Genomic DNA, 20,007 nt, shown 5'->3' with positions numbered 1-20,007 from the left:
TGTAAATGGGGAGAAATCGCAGCCCGACGAGGGCGCTAGTCCCCCTTCAGGCTGCGATAGGCCCCCAGCGCCCGCTCGCGCGCCGCCGCATGCCCCACCACCGGCTTGGCATAGGTACGAGCCGCGGCGGCGCTTAGTTGCGCGGCGGCTTTCCAAGGCTCGTGGAGCAGGGCGTCAGGAAGGTTCGCCAGTTCCGGAACCCACCGCCGGACATAGGTTCCGGCCGGATCGAACTTCTGGCCTTGGGCGATCGGGTTGAAGATCCGGAAATAGGGCGCGGCGTCGGCCCCGCTGCCGGCCACCCACTGCCAATTGCCGACATTGTTGGCGAGATCCGCATCGACGAGCGTGTCCCAGAACCAGGCCTCGCCCTCGCGCCAGTCGATCAGCAGGTGCTTGATCAGGAAGGAGCCAACGATCATCCGCACCCGATTGTGCATGAAGCCGGTGGCCCACATCTCGCGCATCCCGGCGTCGACGATCGGATAGCCGGTGCGCCCCTGGCTCCAGGCCTCGAAGGCGGCCGGGTCCTTGGCCCACGGGAAGCCGTCGAACTCCGGCCGGAAGTTTGCTGTCGGCAGGGTTGGGTTGTGGAACAGGATCGAGGCGTTGAACTCGCGCCAACCCAACTCCGAGAGGAACTTCTCGACCTCGCCGGCCGGGGCGTCGCCGGCTTCGGCGGCCTGGCGTGCGGCGACCCAGACCTGGCGCGGGCCGATCTCTCCAAAGTGCAGGTGGGGCGAAAGCCGCGAGCCGGCCTCGACGCCGGGGAAGTCGCGCTTCTGGCCATAGCCGTCGACGGACCCGGACAGGAAGTCGTCCAGCCGCTCCAAGGCGCCGGCCTCCCCCGGCGTCCACGGGTCGAAGCCCTTTGACCAGTCAGGTTTCGTGGGGTGCAGGTTCCAGCCGGCGAGGGCGTCGCTCGCGGGCCACGCGTCGGGCGCGGCCAGCGTCTTCGGCGCCGGTTCGACGTGCACGGGGCCGAGCTGACCCCGCGCGGCGCGCCAGTAAGGGGTAAAGACCTTGTAGGGGAGGCCGGAGCCGTTCTTCACCGTCCACGGCTCGTTGAGCAGGCTGGCGTTGAAGCTCTCACATTCGACGCCGCCGTCCTTCAGTCGCGCCTTGATGGCCGTGTCGCGGTCGATGGCGGCGGGGTCGTACAGGCGGTTCCATAGCACGCAAGTCGCGCCGGTTTCGGCGATGATGTCGGCGAGGATCGTCTCTGCGACGCCCTTGCGCAACACCAGCCGCGAGCCGATCGCCTCGAGCGACGCGGCCAGCGCGGCCAGCGACCTGTCCAGCCACCACAGCGACGCCGCGCCCATCGGGCGGACGCCGGGGGTTTCGTCGAGAATATAGAGCGGGATCACCGCACGCCCGGTTTGGGCCGCCGCGATAAGGGCGGAATTGTCCGTCAGACGCAGGTCCTGGCGCAGCCAGACAAGGATGGGCGTACTTTCGCTGCTGTCGATCGCCACTTGCACCGTCCCGTTTGAAAGGCCACCTGTTGGGCGCCTGAAACGACACCCTTATCCGGAAGTTCCCTCTTGAGTCAGCAACACGCCGTCGCCCCCAACGCCGTCATCGAGATCAAGACCGGCAAGGGCGCCCCTGTCAGGATCGGTAACGCCGAGCGACTGTCGATCATCGCCGGCCCCTGTCAGATGGAAAGCCGCCAGCACGCGCTGGAGACCGCCCATGCCCTGAAGGAGATCGCCGACCGCCTGGGCGTCGGCCTGATCTACAAGACCAGCTACGACAAGGCCAACCGCACCTCGGCCAGCGCGCAGCGCGGCATCGGGTTGCACGAGAGCCTACCGATCTTCCAGGAAATCCGCCAGGTCACCGGCCTGCCGACCCTGACCGATGTCCACGAGATCAGCCACTGCGAGGCCGTCGCCGAGGCCGTTGACGTCATCCAGATCCCGGCCTTCCTGTGCCGCCAGACCGATCTGCTGCTGGCCGCCGCCGCCACCGGCCGGGCGATCAACGTCAAGAAGGGCCAGTTCCTGGCGCCCTGGGACATGAAGAACGTGATCGCCAAGATCACTGGCGCCGGCAATCCCAATGTCATGGCCTGCGAGCGTGGCGCTTCGTTCGGCTACAACACCCTGGTCTCGGACATGCGGTCGTTGCCGATCATGAAGGAAATCGGCTGCCCGGTAGTGTTCGACGCCACCCACAGCGTCCAGCAGCCGGGCGGGCAGGGCACGTCCTCGGGCGGTCAGCGCGAGTTCGTGCCGATCCTGGCCCGCGCCGCCGTCGCCGTCGGCGTCGCCACGGTGTTCATCGAGACCCATCCCGACCCCGACAATGCCCCCTCCGACGGCCCCAACATGGTGCCGATGAGCCGGTTCGAAGCCTTGGTCGCCGACCTGCTGGAGTTCGACGCCTTGGCGAAGCGGGTGCGAGCGGCGTAAGACGCTTCCATGTCCAGACGCGTCATCCTCGTCACCGGCGGCGCCGGGTTCATCGGCTCCAACATTGTCGCCAAGCTCTGCGAAGACCCCGCCTTCGACGTGGTGGTCTGCGACTGGCTGGGCGAGGCGGCCGAGAACAAGTGGCGCAACCTCGCCAAGTCGCCGATCGCCGATTTCGTGGCCCCCGAGGCCCTGTTCGACTGGCTGGCCTTGCGCGGCGAGGACGTCGAGCTGGTGGTCCACATGGGCGCGGTGTCCTCGACCACCGAGCCTGACGCCGACAAGATCATCCATTCGAACTTTACTCTGTCGAGGGATCTCTGGCGGTGGTGCGCCACCCACCAGCGCCGGCTCATCTACGCCTCGTCCGCCGCGACCTATGGCGATGGCCGGCAGGGCTTCGAAGGGCTGGATGACAGCGACAGCCTCAAGGCCCTGCGGCCGCTCAACGCCTATGGTTGGTCCAAGGCGCTGTTCGACCTCTACGCCGTGCGCGAAGCCGAGCGCGGCGCGCGCCCGTCTCAGTGGGTCGGGCTGAAGTTCTTCAACGTCTATGGCCCCAACGAGGACCACAAGGGCGGCATGAAGTCGGTGGTGTGCCAGATCTGGCCCAAGGTCGCGGTCGGCGAAGGCGTCAAGCTCTTCAAGTCGCACAACCCCGACTACGAAGACGGCGGCCAGCTGCGCGACTTCGTCTATGTGCGCGACGTGGCCGACGTGGTCGCCTGGCTGGTCAAGAGCCCGCAGGTCAACGGCGTCTATAACCTGGGTTCTGGCAAGGCCCGCTCGTTCAAGGCCCTGGCCGAGGCCACCTTCCGCGCCGTCGGCCGCGCGCCGGACATCGACTATGTCGACATGCCCGAGGTGCTGCGCGGCAAGTACCAGTACTTCACCGAGGCCAGGATGGATCGCCTGCGGGCCGCCGGCTACAACGCGCCAATGACCGCGCTCGAGGATGGCGTCGAGGACTATGTGGCCGGGTTCTTGAACACGGACGATCCCTACCGCTGAGATCTGCGGCTGGGGCATGCGCATGCGCATGCCCCAATCGTGGAGCGCGCTGACTGACGTCGGGTCACACTTGCCGCCCCCTTCCGCGAGCGTAGGCTAACCGTCGATAAGTGGCCAAGACAGGCGTCGATCCGGGAGTGGAATATGGTCGGCATCGCCGCCTGGGGCGTCTACGCGCCCCGCCTTCGTCTCAGCCGCAAGGCGGTCACGACAGCCAATGCCTGGGTCGCGCCGAATCTTCGCGCCAAGGCCAAGGGCGAACGCGCGATGGCCAACTGGGACGAGGACGCGCTGACCATGGCGGTCGAGGCCGCCCGCGACGCGCTGGGTCCGGGCGACGACCGCTCGGCCATCGACGCGCTCTATTTCGCCTCGACGACAGCGCCGTTCGTCGACCGTCAGAACGCCGGGATCGTCGCCGCCGCCCTGACCTTGGAAAAGTCGATTAGCTCGGCCGACATCACCGGCTCGCAGCGCTGCGGGCTTGCCGCGCTCGGTCAGGCCCTGGCGGCGGTGATGGGCGGGGCGGCCCAACGCGCCCTGGTGGCGACCGGCGAGCATCGTCGAGCCCGCGCCGCTTCGCCCCAGGAGTTGGACTTCGGCGACGGCGCGACGGCGTTCGTAGTATCGGCCGAGGCGGGAGCGGCGGAGTTCCTGGGACGCGGCAGCGTCACCGATGACTTCGTCGATCACTTCCGAGGCGCGGACGCCGAGTTCGACTACGGCTGGGAAGAGCGCTGGATTCGCGACGAAGGCATCGTCAAACTCGTCCCGCCGGCCATTCGCGGCGCGCTGGAGGATGCGGGCTTAATGGCTTCAGACATCACCCATTTCTGCTTCCCCTCGACATTCTCGGGCATGGCCGCCAGCCTGGCCAAGACGGTGGGGATTGCCCCCGAAGCTGTGCGCGACAACCTGGCCCTGACCCTCGGCGAGGCGGGCTGCGCCCATGGCCCGCTGATGCTGGCCCATGCTCTGGAAGAGGCCAAGGCCGGCGACGTGATCCTGGTCGCGCAGTTCGGCCAGGGCGCGGAAGCCCTGGTGTTCCGTGTGACCGACGCCGCGACGAACGCCTGTCCGGCGCGAGGCGTCACAGGCGCCTTACTCGACCGAAGAGTTGAGGAGAACTACCTGAAATTCCTCACCTTCAACGGCCTCATTGAATGGGACAAGGGCATGAGGGCCGAGAAGGACAACAAGACGGCCCTGACCACCCTCTATCGCAACCAGGACATGATCCTGGGCCTGGTCGGCGGCCGCTGCCGCGAGACCGGCGTTGTGCAGTTCCCCCGCACCCGAATCTCGGTGGCGCCCAACAATCCCGCCGTCGACACCCAGGAGCCATACCGCTTCGCCGAGCGCCGCGCCTCGGTGCTGAGCTACTCGGCCGACTTCCTGACCTTCTCAATGAGCCCGCCCAACCACTACGGCATGATCGTGTTCGAGGGCGGCGGGCGGATCATGATGGACATCACCGACGTCGAGCAGGGCGAGGTCGACAGCGGCCTGCCGGTCAAGATGGTGTTCCGCATCAAGGACGTCGATGAGAAGCGCGGCTTTGTTCGCTACTTCTGGAAGGCCGCGCCGGACCGGGCGGCGATGGCGGCTCAGACCGCGATCGCGGCGGAGTAGGTCGGTGTCAGAGCGCGCGCTTAACATCGGTGGCGGAGAAGTCCTCGCCCTTGAACAGCAGCGGCAGGTCGCGAGATTTGGCCAGGGCGTAACTGAAGCAGTCGCCGTAGTTCAGGCCGTAGCGGCCCTGTCGATATTGGCTGAACGCCTGACGGGCCAGCAAGAATTGGTGCTCGTCGAAGGGGATCGTGACGACCTGCAGCCTCGCCAGAAGCAGGTCCAACGCTGCGACATTCTCGAGACCTCGGCGCTTCAAACAGACGATGTGGGCTTCAAGACGCGTCGCGGCGGAGATCAAGGCGCTCTCTGCGCCCGCGATGCGGTCCCTGAAAAGAGACGATTCGGTTTCTTCCCACAAAATCGCCAGGATCGCGGACGTATCGACCACGATCACTTCGGCAGTCCGTCCTCATCATACAGCATGTCTTCAGGCGTGCGCGGGTCCAGTATCGGCAGCGCGCGAACGCGCGCCTGGATCTCCGCAACAGCCGCCAACATCTCCTCGCGGCTCAGCCGAGGTGGCAGCGGTTTGGTGCGTTCAAGTTCGGCGCGCAGGGCGTGGGTCACCACACCGTCCAGACTCATGCCTGTCCGTTTGGCCAGCTCTTCGGCCAGCTCAAGAGTCTTATCCTGGATCGCAAACACCATGGGATTGAAAATACACCCAATCCTGGCGAACGAGAAGTCTCGCTAACATTCAAGGAGCACCACATGGCCAAGGGCATTCGCGACAAGGTCGCCATCCTGGGGATGGGCTGCAGCAAGTTCGGCGAGCGCTGGGACGCCGGCCCCGACGACCTGATGGTCGAGGCCTATATCGAGGCCATGGCCGACGCGGGCATCGAGCCCAGTCAGCTGGACGCGGCCTGGTTCTCGACCCATGTCGACGAGTTGGGCACGGGCAAGGGCGGCACGCCGCTCTCGATCGCCCTGCGCCTGCCCAATATCGCCGTGACCCGGGTGGAGAACTTCTGCGCCTCGGGCTCGGAGGCCTTTCGCGGCGCGGTCTATGCCGTGGCGGCGGGGGCGGCCGACATCGCCATCGCCGTGGGCGTCGAGAAGCTGAAGGACACCGGCTATGGCGGCCTGCCGGTCGGCAGTCCCGGCACGCTGTCGCCGCAGATCATCCCCAACGGCTCGGCCCCCGGCAACTTCGCCCAGCTGGCAAGCGCTTACCGCGCCAAGCACGGGGTGTCGCGCGAAGACCTCAAGCGGGCCATCGCCCATGTCTCGGTCAAGAGCCACGCCAACGGCGTCAAGAATCCGAAGGCTCACCTGCGCAAGGCTGTGACCGAGGAGCAGGTGCTCAACGCCCCGATGATCGCCGAGCCCCTGGGCCTGTTCGACTGCTGCGGCGTGTCGGACGGGGCGGCCGCCGCCATCGTCACCACGCCGGAGATCGCCCGGGCGATGGGCAAGCGCAACCTGACCATGGTCAAGGCCCTGCAGCTGTCGGTCTCCAACGGCTATGAGAGCCAGTACAATGGCTGGGACGGCAGCTACTTCCACACGGCTCGCATCGCCGCCGGCAAGGCCTACCGCGAGGCCGGCGTCGAGCGGCCGCGCGAGCAGATCTCGATGATGGAGGTGCACGACTGCTTCTCGATCACCGAGCTGGTGACGATGGAAGACCTGTTCATCTCGCCAGAGGGCCAGGGCTGGCGCGACGTGCTGGACGGCTTCTATGACGCCGACGGCGGCCTGCCGTGCCAGATCGACGGGGGCCTCAAGTGTTTTGGCCACCCCATCGGGGCCTCGGGTCTGCGTATGCTCTACGAGATGTATCTGCAGCTTCAGGGCAGGGCCGGCGAGCGACAGTTGAAGGACCCGGTGCTGGGCATGACCCACAATCTGGGCGGCGCGCCGGCCAGCAATGTCTGTTCGGTGGCGATCATTGGGCAGGAGGGCGCCTAGGCCTTTCGACCGCTCGCGCGACCCCCGGGCTTCGTGGTATCGCAAGGCCCATGGGCGAGCGCTTCAAGGGTTTCAAACGCTGGATCTTCGTGGGGAGCGTCCTGTTCCTGGCCGTGTTCCTGTCGGCGGCCTTCTATTGGCGCTACGACATCCTGCGCACCACGCTCGATCCCAAGGTGCCGTTCCAGACCTATGAGCCGCCGCCGGCTCCCGACTACGCCAAGCCCGCCGCCTGGGTTTTGCGTTCCCAGGCCGCCACGGCGGGTCCGGCCGACGTGTTCTTCGTGCACCCCACCACCTATGACGGCGGCCGCGACTGGAACGCGCCCTACGACCAGCCCAAGGCCGCCCGTTACCTAAACCGCGTGATGCTGCCCAACTACGCCGCGCCGTTCGCGCGGGTCGGGCGAATCTTCGCGCCGCACTATCGCCAGGCCAGCCTCTACACTTTCCTGACTCTGCGCGACGACGCCCGCGACGCCCGGCGCTTCGCCTATGACGATGTGCGCCAAGCCTTCCGCTACTACCTGCAACACGACAATAACGGCCGGCCGATTGTCTTGGTCGGGGTGGAGCAGGGCGGCATACTGGCGGCGCGCCTGCTGAACGATGAGATCGCGCCGAACGCCGCGGTCCGGGGACGGTTGGCCGGCGCCTATCTGATCGAAACCGTGGTTCCGGCTGATGAATACGGACCCGGGACAGCGATCCCGGCCTGCGCCAGTCGCGCCGAGGCGGGCTGCGTGGTGGCCTGGGCGTCGCTGGTCGATGGTGATTTCCAGCAGGCCCAGGAGTTCACTGGCCGCTCTCTGGTCTGGAACAGCGGCGGCGATCTGGTTAATCTGGAGGGCCGCGCGCCGCTGTGCGTCAATCCGCTGGTTGGCGCCCAGACCGAGGTGCGCGAGCCGGCCCGCTCGAACCTCGGCGCCGCCAACGCCACCGGCCTCGAATGGGGCTCGCGACCGGCCTTGCTCAAGCGCCAGGTCTGGGCGCAGTGCGAGAACGGGCTGCTGCACACTGGTCGGCCGAAATCGACGTCGCTGCGGGATTCCGGGTCCTGGACCGATCGCCGCAAGGTCGACGGCTTCAACCTGTTCTGGGCCGACGTCGAGGCCGACGCCTTGGCGCGGGTAGCGACGCTGAGGGCGCGCACGGATCCGGTTCGCATTCCGGGCGCCCCGTCGGATCAGCCATGACGATGGTCCGGCGTTAGCAAGGCTCCGCCAGCGCCATCAGACCCGAATAGCTCGGCTGGTCGATAGCGATCTGGTCGATCACGCTGGCCTGCAGATGGGCGAGTACCGCCGGGTCTAGGGGCGATAGCCGGCCGTCGCTCAGGCGGGCGCAGAGCTCGGCGTTCAGCGCCTCAAAACCGCCGTCCCCGCCCAGCAAGACTTTCAATCGCGCCACCGCCGCCGCCGCCGCCACCGGGCCGAGGGCTGCTTCGCGCTCAAGCGTGGCGCGGGCATTGTCGGCGACCCTCGCCAGGAACGCCGCGCGCGCATCACCGGCCGAGGCCTCGTCGATCCCGGCCAGGGCCTCGCGCAGTTCGTCGGCGGTGGGGTGGGTGATCATCCTAGCCGCCCCATCAGTAGAACGAGGTCGATTTCGGCCTCGCTTGCGCGGCGGCCGATCATCGCCCGCTCGATCGAGCGATCGGCGCCCGAGGCGAAGCTCGCATACATCATCAGGCACATGACGCCCCATTTCAGCGAGCCCAGGGCCTGCCAGAACAACAGACGTTCCAGCGACACCGCTCCGCCGCCGGCCGCCGCGTGGCCGTCGAGCAGGTCCTGATAGTCACCGAACCCGCCGACCGGCCTCCGCCATTGCCCGAATCGCCAGGAATTGACGCAGATCCAGCCCAGATCCTCGGCCGGGTCGCCGAGGTGGGCCAGCTCCCAGTCGAGAACCCCGACCAGGCCGCTGGCGGGGTGGATCATCAGGTTACCGTTGCGAAAATCACCGTGGACCAGCACCGGCCGCTCGAGCGGTGGCGCGCGGCTTTCCAACCAGCGGAAGGCGGCTTCGAAGATCGGCCGTTGCGGGCGAAGGTCGCGGTAGACCGCCTCGTAGCGCTGAAGTTCGTTGGCGGCGTCGGAGGTCGCCAAGGGCGGCAGGCCCTCCAGGGGCGTGGCGTGGATCGCCGCGAGCACCTCGCCGCACCGGCGCGCTAGGCCAGGCCGCACGCCGGCGAAGGCCTCGTCGCGGACGATGCGCTTGCCCAGGGTCTCGCCCTCCAGCCGGCGCATGAGATAGGCCTCGCCGAGGCCGTCCTCTGGCGCGCAGACATGGACCACCTCAGGCACGGGCGCGCCACGCGGACGGACGGCGGCCAGCAGAACGGCCTCGGTGGCCAGGGGCAGGGCGGTGTCGCTCATCAGCGCCGACGGCGGGCGCCGACGCAGGATTAGCGCCGCGCCGTCGTCGAGGTCGAAAGCCCAGGTTTCAAGGCTGGCGCCGCCCGACAACCGCCGGGCGTTGAGCGCCGTCGCCGCGCCGGGTGACAGGCGCGGCGCCAAGGCGGAGAGGGCGGCCGGAACATCCATGGTCGCCAGCATTTCAGCCCTTACCCAGCGTCATTCAAGCCGACTTCGTCGGCTGGCCTACCCCGCGTCGTTCAGGGGCGAGGCCGATTTCCAGTCGAACAGTTCCTGCAGGGTCCGCACCGCCAGGCCGCGCGGCGAGGTCAGGTCCGGGTCGCGGGCCAGGATCAGCCGGGCGTCGTCGGCGGCCACGGCGATCAGGTCGCGGTGGGCCACCGGGTCGGCCAGGCGGTAGGCGGGGAAGCCGCTCTGCTTGAGGCCCAGCGGATCGCCGCCGCCGCGCAGCTCCAGGTCCTTTTCGGCGATCTCGAAGCCGTCGTCGCTACGGCGCAGGATGTCGAGTCGCTGCTGGGCCACCTCCGACAGCGGCGGGTCGTAGAGCAGCACGCAGGAACTCTCGCGCGACCCTCGGCCCACGCGCCCGCGCAGTTGGTGCAACTGCGCGAGCCCGAAGCGGTCGGCGTGCTCGATCACCATGATGCTGGCGTTGGGCACATTGACCCCGACCTCGACCACGGTGGTGGCGACCAGCACGCTGACCTTGCCGTCCACGAAGTCGGCCATCACCGCGTCCTTGTCGGCGGCGTTCATCTGGCCGTGGACCAGGCCGACGCTGGGACCGATGGCCTCGCGCAAGCTGGCGGAGCGGCGCTCGGCGTCGCGCAGGTCGATCTTGTCGGATTCCGAGACCAGCGGGCAGATCCAGAAGGCCTGGGCCCCGCCCTCGGCCGCCGCCTTCAGGCGGGCGATGATTTCGGGAATGCGCGGGGTCGGCGCGGCGCGGGTAGCGACGGGCGTGCGGCCGGGCGGCTTCTCGTCGATGCGCGAGACGTCCAGGTCGCCGAACATCGTCAGTTCCAGGGTGCGCGGGATCGGGGTGGCCGACATGGCCAGCAGGTGGGCGCCCCCCAAGTCAGGATGAAGCCCCTTGGCCTGCAGGCGCTTGCGTTCGTTGACGCCGAACCGGTGTTGCTCGTCGATAATGGTCAGGCCGAGCGTGCTGAAGGCCACGTCGTCCTGGAAAAGGGCGTGGGTGCCGACGACCACGGCGGCCGATCCGTCGGCCAGCTTGGCTAGTTTCGAGGCGCGGGCGGCGCCCTTGTCGCGCCCCGTCAGCAGGATCACCGCCAGACCCTGGGCCTCCAGCGGCGGGGCCAGGGTCTCGTAGTGCTGGCGGGCCAGGATCTCGGTGGGGGCCATCAGGGCTGACTGCAGGCCCGAGGCGGCGGCGTCGGCCATGGCGAGCATGGCCACCACGGTCTTGCCCGAGCCGACATCGCCCTGCAGCAGCCGGCCCATGCGCTCGCCGCTGGCGACATCGCCGCGGACCTCGGACAGGGCGCGGATCTGGGCGCCGGTCAGGCGGAAGGGCAGGGCCTTTTCAGCGGCGTCCGACAGGTCGCCGGCCATAATGCGCGGGGCGGGGTGGGCGCGCTTGGCCGCCTTGCGCTGGGCCAGGGCCAGTTGGTGAGCCAGAAGTTCGTCATAGGCCAGGCGGCGACGTGTGACCGACAGCGGCGACAGGTCGATCTCGGCCTGGGGATTGTGCAGCAGGGCCAGCGCCTCGCGCCAGGCGGGAAAGCCTTCGCGGGTCATCCAGGCCGGGTCCTGCCATTCGGGCAGGGCGGCGGCGCGCTCCAGGGCCTCAAGGGCAAACTTGCGGAAGGTGCGCGAGGGCAGGCCGGCGGTGGCGGGATAGACGGCCTCGACCGGCGGGATGTCGCCCGCGCGGTCGGCCTCGAACAGATAGTCGGGATGGGCGACCTGGATCTCGCTGCCAAACCGCTCGACCTTGCCGCTGACCGCCCGTCGTGCGCCGACCGGGTGGGCGCGCTCCAGATGCGAGCCGAAACCCTTGAACCAGGTCAAGGTGACAAAGCCGTGCTCGTCCCAGGCCCGCACGCGCCAGGGCTGACCCGGACGCTGCGGCGGCAGGTGGGCGTCGATGGTGACCACGAAGGTCTGGACCTGGCCGTCGATGGCCCGATCGGAGGTGGTGGCCGTCCGGCGGATCAGGCTTGTGGGCGGCGTGAACAGCACGTCGCGCACGATCGGCCCCGCCAGCCGTTCAACCAGCGGCGCGACGCGCGGCCCCACGCCCTTGAGGGTGGAGACCGGCGTGAACAGCGGAAAGAGAATCTCGGGGCGCATAGGGCTTCACCATAGCGAAGCGTGCGTCAGATGTGGACGTCGCCGATGCGCGGATGTCGCAGGGGCTATTCGCCCTTGTTCATCACCGGCTTCAGCGACGTGATGATGTCCTGCAGCTCCTCGGCGCGCGAGGCGCCCGACACGTTGAGGCGCGTGTACAGATACTCGGCCTTGTGCTTTTCCGACGCCTCGGGGAAGCGGTTGCCCGCTCCATGCAGGTTGTTGGCTTCACCGGCATAGACCACGGTTCCGCTCGCATCGACGAAGATGAAATTGCCAGCGATCGTCGTCCGAGGATCGCGATCCTCGGCCAGCTTGTAACGGTAGACCGCGCCATTGGCGCCTTGCAGATCAATATAGGGTTTCACTAGGACCTCGCCTCAATGCACACGGCGTCGGCGGCGATGAGGTGGGGGGCGCCGAGGGCCAAATTATGGCCTAAGTCCGCTCACCTTGCTGAGGAATCGCCGCGTGCGCTCTTCCTTAGGCGAACCCAGCACGGCGTTGGAAGGGCCTTGTTCAATAATAACGCCGTCATCCATGAAGATCGTCCGATCTGCCACATCTCGCGCGAAGTCCATCTGGTGGGTGACGATCACCATCGTGCGCTTCTCGGCGGCCAGGTCGCGGATCACGGTCAGCACTTCGCCGACCAGTTCGGGGTCGAGCGCCGAGGTCGGTTCATCGAACAGAATGACCTCCGGATCCATGGCCAGGGCGCGGGCGATGGCGCAGCGTTGCTGCTGGCCGCCGGAGAGTTCGTGCGGATAGGCGTCGACCCGGTGACCCAGGCCGACCTTGGTCAGCAGAGCCCTGGCCTTGTCCAGCGCCACGGCGGATTTCTCGCCGCGCACGACGATCGGGCCCTCGGCGACGTTCTGGGCGGCGGTGCGGTGCGGGAAGAGGTTGAAGTTCTGGAAGACGAAGCCGACCCGGCCCTTCAGCGCGCGGGCGAGAGGGACTTTTCCGCCAGCGGTCACGCCGGCGACGGTGAGGGTTCCGCTGTCGATCAGCTCGAGGCCCGCCAGGCAGCGCAGCAGGGTGCTCTTGCCCGAGCCGCTGGGACCGATGATCGCCACCACCTCGCCGGGACTGACGGTCAGGTCGACTCCGTTCAGCACGGTGACGGCGGCGAAGCGCTTGACCAGGCCCGTGGCGGCTATGGCGCTCCCCATGCTGTCGCTCATCGACCGATCTCCGCCTGACGCTCCAGCCGGCCCTGGCCCAGGGCCAGCAGGCTGGACAGGATCCAGTAGAGGGCGGCGGCCGCCAGATACATGGTGAAGATCTCGTAGGTGCGGGCGGTGATCAGCTGGGCCTGGCGGAACAACTCGGGCACCTGGATCGTGGCGGCCAGGGAGGTGTCCTTGACCAGGCTGATGAAGCTGTTGGCAAGGGGCGCGACGGCGGTGCGGGCGGCCTGGGGCAGGATCACCCGGCGCAGGGCCTGGCCGCGGCTCATGCCCAGCACGCTGGCGGCCTCCCACTGGCCCTTGTCGACGGCGGCGATGGCGCTGCGCAGGATCTCGCCGGCATAGGCGCCGATGTTGATCGAAAAGCCGATGCCGGCCGCCAGCAGCGGCGGCAGCTCGATCCCCAACTGCGGCAGGCCGTAATAGATCAGGAACAGCTGCACCAGCAGCGGCGTGCCCCGGATCGCCGACACATAGACCGCCGCCGGCCAGCGCAGCAGGGGACTGCGGGAGAGCCGCATCAGGGCCAGGCCGAAACCGATCACCAAGCCCACACCCATGCCGATGACACTGAGCAGCACGGTGTAGCCCGCGCCTTTCAGGAGCAGCGGGGCGGACTCCGCGAGCAGGTCGAGCGCGGCGGACATATCAGACCGAACCCACCAAGTTTGTCATCCCGGACAAGCGGAGCGCAGATCCGGGACCGCCGGAAGCGCCAGCGTTCACGCGTCGGTCCCGGATCTTCGCGCTGCGCGCTCGTCCGGGATGACAACCGTTTTTTGTCAGCCTCACTTCGTCACGTCCGCGCCGAACCACTTGATCGAGATCGCCGCCAACTGCCCGTCGGCGCGCATCGCGTCGATGGCTTCGTCGATCGCCACCTTCAGGGCCGGATCGCGCAGCATGGCCACGCCCATGCCCTGGCTGGCGAAGGCCGGGCCCGAGGCCACGAAATCCGGCGTGGTCTTGACGAAGTCGGCGGCCACCAGCCGGTCGTTGAGCACCGCGTCGATACGGCCAGCCTTCAGGTCCTGGTACTTGGTGGGGTCGTCGTCATAGGTACGGACGATGGCGCCGGGCGCATTGGCCCGCAGCCAGCTCTCGTAATTGGTGCCCAGGCCGACACCCACCTTCTTGCCAGCTAGGTCGGCGGGCGCGGCGACGCCCGTCTGGCCCTTGCGGGTGATGATCTGGATGCCGGAGATCGTATAGGGCCGCGAGAAGTCGTACTTGGCGGCGCGCTCGGGAGTGATGGTGATCTGGTTGATCACCACGTCGATGCGCTTTGACTCCAGCGCGCCCAACAGGCCGGCGAACGGCGATGGCGAGAACTCGGCCTTGACCTTCATCTGGGCGGCCAGGGCCTTGGCGAAGTCGACCTCGAAACCGGTAAGCTGGCCGTCCTTGCCCTGGAAGTTGAACGGCGGATAGGTGCCTTCGAGCCCGATCCGCAGGGTCTTGGTCGCCTCGATACGCTTGAGGCCGGTCTGCGCGACATTGCCGGACTCGCCGCCGCAGCCGGCGAGGACAAGGCCAGCGGCGCCCAGGCCAAGGCCGAGCAGGAACTGACGACGAACGGGGAATCGCATGCGGAAGCCTCGAGTGCGGAAGTCGAACGTCCAGTTCTATACAGCCCGTGTCCGGCCGCCAGAGGCAAGCGGCGACGTCGGGTCCGGACGATCCAACCTGACCGCGAATTAACCTGACGGGCGCCGCACGCTCTGTCTTCCTGCGGTCCAAGAGTACTTGGGGGACGCTTTCACATGGCTCATCTGTTCGATCCCGCCGCCGCCACGGCGGCCTATCTGGCGCAATTGTCGCCCGCAGCCCACGCCAAGGCGACCGCCTACACCCAGGGCGGCCACTGGCTCCTGCTGTGGGGCTTCGTCGTGTCGGTTCTGGTCTCTTGGCTGATCGTCCGCAGCGGCGTCTTGGTCGGCCTGAGGCGAAACCTGGAGCGGCGTCGGCCCAGGCCGGTGCTGGTCAGCTTCGTCGTTGGCGTGGCCTATCTGCTAGTGGACGGCCTGCTTAGCCTGCCTTGGTCAGCCTATAGCGGCTGGTGGCGGGAGAAGCAGTACGGGCTGACCAGCCAGGCCTTCGTCGGCTGGCTGGGCGAGGCCGGCATCAGCCTGGCCATCACGGCTGCGCTGCTGGGTCTGTTCTTCGTCGCGCTCTACGCCCTGATCCGCAAGGCGCCGCGCACCTGGTGGCTGTGGAGCGGCGCGCTGACGGCGGTGTTCTTCGGCGTGATCCAGGTGCTGGCCCCGATCTATATCGAGCCGATCTTCAACAAGTACACGCTCGCGCCGGCCGGGCCAGTGCGCGACCAGGTGGTGGCCATGGCCAAGGCCAACGGCATCCCGAGCGACAAGATCTTCGTCTATAACGGCTCCAAGCAGTCCAACGCCTACACCGCTAATGTCGCCGGACTGTTCGGCACGGCGCGAGTGGCGATGAGCGACACCATGTTCAAGCAGGGCGCGGACCTGGCCGAGGTGCGCGGCGTGGTTGGTCACGAGATGGGCCACTACGCCCACAACCACGCCTTGTGGATCGCCGGAGTCATGGGCCTGTTGGCCACCTTGGCCTTCTTCCTGATCGACCGGTTGTTCACGCCCGTCGCCGCCCTGCTGGGCGCGGACACGGTGAAGGGCGTGGCCGATCCGGCCGGCCTGCCGGTGCTGGCGGTGGTGCTGGCGGTGCTGGGCCTGCTGGGCGCGCCCCTGATCAACAGCCTGGTCCGCATCACCGAGAGCGACGCCGATTACTACAGCCTGACCCATTTCAACGAGCCCGACGGCCTGTCCAAGGCCCTGGTCAAGACGATCGAGTACCGCGCGGCCACGCCGGGTCGGCTTGAGGAGGTGCTGTTCTACGATCACCCGGCCGTGGGCCGTCGCATCCGCCGCGCCATGGACTGGAAGGCGGCGCATCCGAAGGCCGAGGTCCAGGCGTTCGACGCGGCCGCCGCCCGCGCGGCCTTCGTCGGCCAGATGGTTACCCTTCAGCGAGCCGAGCCCGTGGGGACCGGAGACCTGGTCCTCAAACGCGACGGCTCGTGGTTCCAACGCCACGACTTCGGCATGGACCAGGGGCGCTACAGCCTCGAAGGCGATCAGCTGTGCTTGGCGGAAGTGCGCGGGACGCGGACCTGCTACGCCATCGGCCGGTCGGCGAGCGGTTGGACGCTGAAGGCCGATAATGGGGCCGCGACGCCGGTCACGTTCCAGCCGATCCGATAAGCTGGTGCGATTTGGATTGATATCGGGCCTGAGGCATTCTGCAACATGGGCCACATCTCCATTTGCAACCTCGACGGCAGCGCCATCGACGCGCTGAAGCGGTGCGCGGTCGATCACGCGACCTCGGCTGAGAAAGAGGCGCGGCAGGCGCTGGCGGCCAGCGTCGCGCTGGAGCGGCGAGAAATTATTGCGCGCCTTGACGCCGTGCGTGCCGCGCTTGGCCCGCAGACCGGGCCGTCGAGCCTGGATTTGCTGCGAGCCGAGCGGGCGCGCGACGACCATCGATGACCAATAGGTCGAGCCTCTGAATGCTCGAGGCGCTCTACCGCTTCCGGACGAACACCGTGCCCGCCGAATAGCCCGCGCCGAAGCTGCAGATCAGCCCTGTCTCGCCCACCGCGAAGTCGTCATTGGCCGAGTGGAAGGCGATGATCGAGCCGGCCGAGCTGGTGTTGGCGTAGGTGTCGAGGATGATGACGTTCTCGCCCGGCTCGGGCTCGCGCCCCAGCACCTTGCGACCGATCATCTCGTTCATGTTGATATTGGCTTGATGCAACCAGAGGCGCTTTAGCCCCGTGGGATCGACGCCGATATCGCTGGCGTGCTCTACGATCATCTGGCTGACCATGGGCACCACCTCGCGGAACACCTTGCGGCCTTCCTGCACGAACAGCTTGTCGCGCGCGCCTTCGCCCTCGGGGGCCGTGCGGTTGAGGAAGCCGAAATTGTTGCGGATGTTGTTGGAGAACTGCGTCTTCAGCCGCGTGCCCAGGATCTCCCAGCCGCCGGACGCCTGGCTTTCCTCTTCCAGGATCACTGCGGTGGCCACGTCGCCGAAGATGAAGTGGCTGTCGCGGTCGGTGAAGTTGAGGTGGCCCGAGCAGATTTCGGGATTGACCATCAACACCGCCTTGGCGCTGCCGACGGCGATGAAGTCGGCGGCGGTCTTGAGGCCAAAGGTGGCCGAGGAGCAGGCGACGTTCATGTCGAAGGCGAAGCCCTCGATGCCCAGAGCCTGCTGCACCTCGATGGCCATGGCGGGATAGGCGCGCTGCATGTTGGAAGCGGCGCAGATCACCGCCCCGATTTCCGAGACCGGCTTTCCCCAGCGCTCGATCGCCTGCTTGGCCGCTTCGACGGCCATCTCGGCCAGGATCGAGATCTGGTCGTTGGGGCGCTCGGGCAGCACCGGCCGCATGATCTCGGGGTCGATGATCCCGCTCTTGTTCATCACATAGCGGGCCTTGATGCCCGAGGCCTTCTCGATGAACTCGGGCGAAGAGGGGGCCAGGGCCACGACCTCGCCGGCGGCGATGGCCTCGGCGTTGGCGACGTTGAAGCGCTCGACATAGGCGTTGAAGGCTTCGACCAGCTCGGTGTTCGAAACGCTGAACGGCGGGGTGAACAGCCCCGTGGCGACGATAACGGCTTTATGCAAGGCGGCGGTCCCGGTGACGCTTGGCGCGCCTCCCCACGAAAAGGTGGCAGGACGCGTCTCTGATTTTTGTGCTGGAGGATCAATAGCACGCCTGACGCCCCCGTCACCTTCGACGGTGCGGCCTGGGCGCCACGCCACGAGCTTTTCGCCTCAGCGAGGGGAACGATGCGGCGCCGCCACATTCGCCTTGCACATGTCGGGAACGACACGCAATGGCCCCAAACCCGTCCGCTCCGCGACCTATCGCGGCCCCATGGCGACACTACTCAAGCCGGGTCGAGGCGCTCCCCAGTCTCGTCAGTATCAGGAGTAAAACAATGAAAACTCTCATGTCGGTGGCCCTCGCCACGCCCATCTTCGCTTCTTTGGCGATCGCCGCCGTTCCCGCCCTGTCGCACGCTCAAGAGGTCTATGGGACCCTAGGCTATGCCGGCTCCCGCGCCGACGGCGCCGACACCGGCGCGGTGCAGGGACGGCTCGGCGCCAAGCTGACCCCGCACTTCGGCGTCGAGGGCGAGCTTTCCGGCGGCGTCAAGGACGACATTATCGACACCAACGGCGTCCGGTCCAATCTCGAACAGACCCATCAGGCCGCAGTCTATGGCGTCGGCTTCCTGCCGGTGACGCCTCACATCGACCTGCTGGCCCGCGTTGGCTACGGCAACGGCCAGTTCAAGCAGACCGTGGCCGGGGTCGAAAACAAGTTTGACGCCGACAGCGTCAATTATGGCGTCGGAGCCCAGTACAAGGTCGACGACAAGAACGGCGTCCGCGTCGACTACACCCGCCAGCAATTCCGGGACAATGACGCGGCCGACGCCGATGTGATGTCGGTCGGCTACGCTCGGAAGTTCTAGCCTAAGGGGCCGCTCACTTGCCCCCACCTGGCGGCTTCGCCGCCTGTCCGCCCCCATCGGGGGCGGGGCCCCGCGCGAGCTCTTCCCCCTCTGGGGGAAGACGGCCGAAGGCCCGTAGGGTGCAAGTGGGCGGGCCTAACCCCACGTCGCCCTTGACGCTCGACGCCTACAGCCCGACCTTGAAAGAAAACGGGGAGGAAGGCGTCGGCTTGGACAAGGCGATGATAATTCAATTGCTCGGCTCGGCCACGGCCGTGACCTTGCTGGTGGGCTTGGCGGCTTGGGCGCGCATTGCGCGAGCCATGCCACCGCTCGACGCCGGAGGCGCGCGCGCCCTGCTGACCGACGAGTTCCCCGACGATCCGATCGAGGCCCTGTGGATCGCCGCCGACGGGGCCGGCGTCGTGGCGCGGTCCGCCGACCGAGCCTTGGTCCTGTGGCGCAAGGGCGACGGCTATGTGGCCCGCGACCTGCCCTGGGCGCAGGCCCTGTCCACCACCGCCGCCAACGGCCGCCTGACCCTCAAGTCGGCCGACGGGTCGCCCCGCCTGGTGCTGAAGGACGGCGCCTGGCCGCCGCCCGAATTCACGTCGCAAGAGTTCGCCGCATGAAGACCTTCGACCCCGTCCAGATGGCGATCCCGTTCTTCGTCATCGCCGTGATCCTGGAGGTGCTGCTGGCCCGGCTGGGCAAGGCCGACGCCCGCTACGAGGCCAAGGACACCGCCACCTCCCTGGCCATGGGCCTGGGCAGCACCATCGCCGGCCTGCTGACCGGGGGGATCGTGGTCGCCGCCAGCCTGTGGGCCTATTCGCACCGGGTCTTCACCATCCCGATGACCGCGATCTGGGCCTGGGCCGTGCTGTTCTTCGCCGAGGACCTGACCTATTACGCCTTCCACCGGCTCAGCCATGAGCGGCGGGTCTGGTGGGCCAGCCACGTCAACCACCACACCTCCACCCACTACAACCTCTCGACCGCCCTGCGGCAGACCTGGACGGGCGGGATCGCCGGCACCTGGCTGCTGTGGCTGCCGCTGTCGTTCCTGGGTTTCCCGCCGGCCATGGTGGCGATCCAGAAGGGGATCAGCCTGGTCTACCAGTTCTGGATCCACACCGAGGCCATCAAGCGCATGCCCAAATGGTTTGAGGCGGTGTTCAATACGCCGTCGCACCACCGGGTGCACCACGCCCGCAACGCCCGCTACCTGGACGCCAACTATGCCGGCATCCTGATCATCTGGGACCGGATGTTCGGCACCTTCATCCCGGAAACGGACGACGAGAAGATCCGCTACGGCACGGTGAAGAACCTGCCCAACTTCAACCTGCTGACCAACGTCTTCCACGAGTGGATCGGCATCGGCCGCGACGTGGCCCGCCACCCCCGCCATGCGTTGGGCTACATCTTTGGCCCACCGGGCTGGAGCCATGACGGTTCGCGCGATACGTCCCACACCCTGAAGGCCAAGTGGCGGGCGCGGATAGAGCGGGGCGGGGCGGGGGCGGCCGCCGCGCAAGGCGGGAACCGCGACGCGACGGAAACGGACACGCCGAGGCCGAAAGCGGACCTAGAAACCCTCTCTCTTTGAGAGAGGTTCAAG

General features: G+C 67.5%; 21 protein-coding genes. 10 read left to right on the top strand and 11 right to left on the bottom strand.

Features of this window, described 5'->3' with window-relative positions; genetic code table 11:
• Window positions 1–35: 35 nt before the first annotated feature.
• Entirely contained in the window at window positions 36–1,484 is a 1,449-nt protein-coding gene (locus tag ACP696_RS06150) for a cryptochrome/photolyase family protein (RefSeq protein WP_426012168.1), read from the bottom strand.
• Between the two features lie 63 nt (window positions 1,485–1,547).
• Here ACP696_RS06150 and kdsA point away from each other — a divergent pair, with 63 nt between their 5' ends.
• The 3 genes from kdsA to ACP696_RS06135 all read left to right on the top strand — a co-directional run bounded on the left by kdsA (window position 1,548) and on the right by ACP696_RS06135 (window position 5,063).
• Window positions 1,548–2,420 (top strand): 3-deoxy-8-phosphooctulonate synthase, encoded by an 873-nt coding sequence (kdsA, locus tag ACP696_RS06145; protein WP_426012166.1) that lies wholly within the window; start codon window positions 1,548–1,550, stop codon window positions 2,418–2,420.
• A gap of 9 nt (window positions 2,421–2,429) precedes the next feature.
• Window positions 2,430–3,431, top strand: coding sequence for an ADP-glyceromanno-heptose 6-epimerase (gene rfaD / locus ACP696_RS06140; RefSeq protein ID WP_426043557.1), 1,002 nt, complete (start codon window positions 2,430–2,432; stop codon window positions 3,429–3,431).
• 144 nt (window positions 3,432–3,575) lie between these two features.
• Window positions 3,576–5,063: a hydroxymethylglutaryl-CoA synthase family protein gene (locus tag ACP696_RS06135; protein ID WP_426012163.1), complete on the top strand. Its 1,488-nt coding sequence runs from the start codon at window positions 3,576–3,578 to the stop codon at window positions 5,061–5,063.
• A gap of 7 nt (window positions 5,064–5,070) precedes the next feature.
• Here the strand turns inward: ACP696_RS06135 and ACP696_RS06130 are convergent, their stop codons facing one another.
• A complete protein-coding gene (locus ACP696_RS06130) occupies window positions 5,071–5,457 on the bottom strand; it encodes a type II toxin-antitoxin system VapC family toxin (protein ID WP_426030687.1) in 387 nt (128 codons plus the stop codon).
• The gene (locus ACP696_RS06125; RefSeq protein ID WP_426012159.1) at window positions 5,454–5,711 is read right to left on the bottom strand and encodes a type II toxin-antitoxin system VapB family antitoxin; all 258 of its coding nucleotides are present in this window, start codon (window positions 5,709–5,711) and stop codon (window positions 5,454–5,456) included. Before ACP696_RS06125 ends, ACP696_RS06130 begins: the two co-directional genes overlap by 4 nt.
• A 63-nt stretch (window positions 5,712–5,774) precedes the next feature.
• On the opposite strand from ACP696_RS06125, the gene ACP696_RS06120 reads away from it, so the two are divergent.
• A complete protein-coding gene (locus ACP696_RS06120; RefSeq protein WP_426012157.1) occupies window positions 5,775–6,977 on the top strand; it encodes an acetyl-CoA acetyltransferase in 1,203 nt (400 codons plus the stop codon).
• Between the two features lie 50 nt (window positions 6,978–7,027).
• Window positions 7,028–8,173 (top strand): DUF3089 domain-containing protein, encoded by a 1,146-nt coding sequence (locus ACP696_RS06115; RefSeq protein ID WP_426043556.1) that lies wholly within the window; start codon window positions 7,028–7,030, stop codon window positions 8,171–8,173.
• 13 nt (window positions 8,174–8,186) lie between these two features.
• On the opposite strand, the gene ACP696_RS06110 is transcribed toward ACP696_RS06115, so the two are convergent.
• The 7 genes from ACP696_RS06110 to tcyJ all read right to left on the bottom strand — a co-directional run bounded on the left by ACP696_RS06110 (window position 8,187) and on the right by tcyJ (window position 14,456).
• Window positions 8,187–8,552 carry a DUF6285 domain-containing protein gene (locus ACP696_RS06110; protein ID WP_426043555.1) on the bottom strand — a complete coding sequence of 122 codons (366 nt, stop codon included), beginning with the start codon at window positions 8,550–8,552 and terminating at the stop codon, window positions 8,187–8,189.
• Entirely contained in the window at window positions 8,549–9,538 is a 990-nt protein-coding gene (locus ACP696_RS06105) for a phosphotransferase family protein (protein ID WP_426043554.1), read from the bottom strand. Before ACP696_RS06105 ends, ACP696_RS06110 begins: the two co-directional genes overlap by 4 nt.
• A gap of 45 nt (window positions 9,539–9,583) precedes the next feature.
• A complete protein-coding gene (gene recG, locus ACP696_RS06100) occupies window positions 9,584–11,674 on the bottom strand; it encodes an ATP-dependent DNA helicase RecG (protein WP_426043553.1) in 2,091 nt (696 codons plus the stop codon).
• 65 nt (window positions 11,675–11,739) lie between these two features.
• Window positions 11,740–12,042: a hypothetical protein gene (locus ACP696_RS06095; protein ID WP_426012149.1), complete on the bottom strand. Its 303-nt coding sequence runs from the start codon at window positions 12,040–12,042 to the stop codon at window positions 11,740–11,742.
• Between the two features lie 63 nt (window positions 12,043–12,105).
• Window positions 12,106–12,849 carry an amino acid ABC transporter ATP-binding protein gene (locus ACP696_RS06090; protein ID WP_426043584.1) on the bottom strand — a complete coding sequence of 248 codons (744 nt, stop codon included), beginning with the start codon at window positions 12,847–12,849 and terminating at the stop codon, window positions 12,106–12,108.
• Between the two features lie 8 nt (window positions 12,850–12,857).
• On the bottom strand, window positions 12,858–13,514 hold the full coding sequence (gene tcyL, locus ACP696_RS06085; protein ID WP_426043552.1) for a cystine ABC transporter permease: 657 nt from the start codon (window positions 13,512–13,514) through the stop codon (window positions 12,858–12,860).
• 141 nt (window positions 13,515–13,655) lie between these two features.
• Window positions 13,656–14,456, bottom strand: a complete 801-nt coding sequence (gene tcyJ, locus ACP696_RS06080) for a cystine ABC transporter substrate-binding protein (RefSeq protein ID WP_426043551.1) — start codon at window positions 14,454–14,456, stop codon at window positions 13,656–13,658.
• A gap of 174 nt (window positions 14,457–14,630) precedes the next feature.
• Here tcyJ and ACP696_RS06075 point away from each other — a divergent pair, with 174 nt between their 5' ends.
• Both ACP696_RS06075 and ACP696_RS06070 read left to right on the top strand, forming a co-directional pair.
• Window positions 14,631–16,109 (top strand): M48 family metalloprotease, encoded by a 1,479-nt coding sequence (locus ACP696_RS06075; protein ID WP_426043550.1) that lies wholly within the window; start codon window positions 14,631–14,633, stop codon window positions 16,107–16,109.
• Window positions 16,110–16,154: 45 nt separating this feature from the next.
• A complete protein-coding gene (locus tag ACP696_RS06070) occupies window positions 16,155–16,397 on the top strand; it encodes a hypothetical protein (protein ID WP_426012141.1) in 243 nt (80 codons plus the stop codon).
• Window positions 16,398–16,431: 34 nt separating this feature from the next.
• On the opposite strand, the gene ACP696_RS06065 is transcribed toward ACP696_RS06070, so the two are convergent.
• The gene (locus ACP696_RS06065) at window positions 16,432–17,547 is read right to left on the bottom strand and encodes a beta-ketoacyl-ACP synthase III (RefSeq protein ID WP_426012140.1); all 1,116 of its coding nucleotides are present in this window, start codon (window positions 17,545–17,547) and stop codon (window positions 16,432–16,434) included.
• A 317-nt stretch (window positions 17,548–17,864) separates the two neighbouring features.
• On the opposite strand from ACP696_RS06065, the gene ACP696_RS06060 reads away from it, so the two are divergent.
• The 3 genes from ACP696_RS06060 (at window position 17,865) to ACP696_RS06050 (ending at window position 19,995) form a co-directional block, all read left to right on the top strand.
• On the top strand, window positions 17,865–18,404 hold the full coding sequence (locus tag ACP696_RS06060; RefSeq protein WP_426012138.1) for a porin family protein: 540 nt from the start codon (window positions 17,865–17,867) through the stop codon (window positions 18,402–18,404).
• Between the two features lie 221 nt (window positions 18,405–18,625).
• Window positions 18,626–19,015, top strand: a complete 390-nt coding sequence (locus tag ACP696_RS06055; RefSeq protein WP_426012136.1) for a hypothetical protein — start codon at window positions 18,626–18,628, stop codon at window positions 19,013–19,015.
• Window positions 19,012–19,995 (top strand): sterol desaturase family protein, encoded by a 984-nt coding sequence (locus ACP696_RS06050; protein WP_426012135.1) that lies wholly within the window; start codon window positions 19,012–19,014, stop codon window positions 19,993–19,995. The genes ACP696_RS06055 and ACP696_RS06050 overlap by 4 nt, the downstream gene beginning before the upstream one ends.
• Window positions 19,996–20,007: the final 12 nt, after the last annotated feature.

The organism is Caulobacter sp. DWR3-1-2 (assembly GCF_049896225.1).
In the GTDB taxonomy this organism is placed as follows: domain Bacteria; phylum Pseudomonadota; class Alphaproteobacteria; order Caulobacterales; family Caulobacteraceae; genus Caulobacter.
This window is presented reverse-complemented; position numbering and strand designations above follow the sequence as displayed.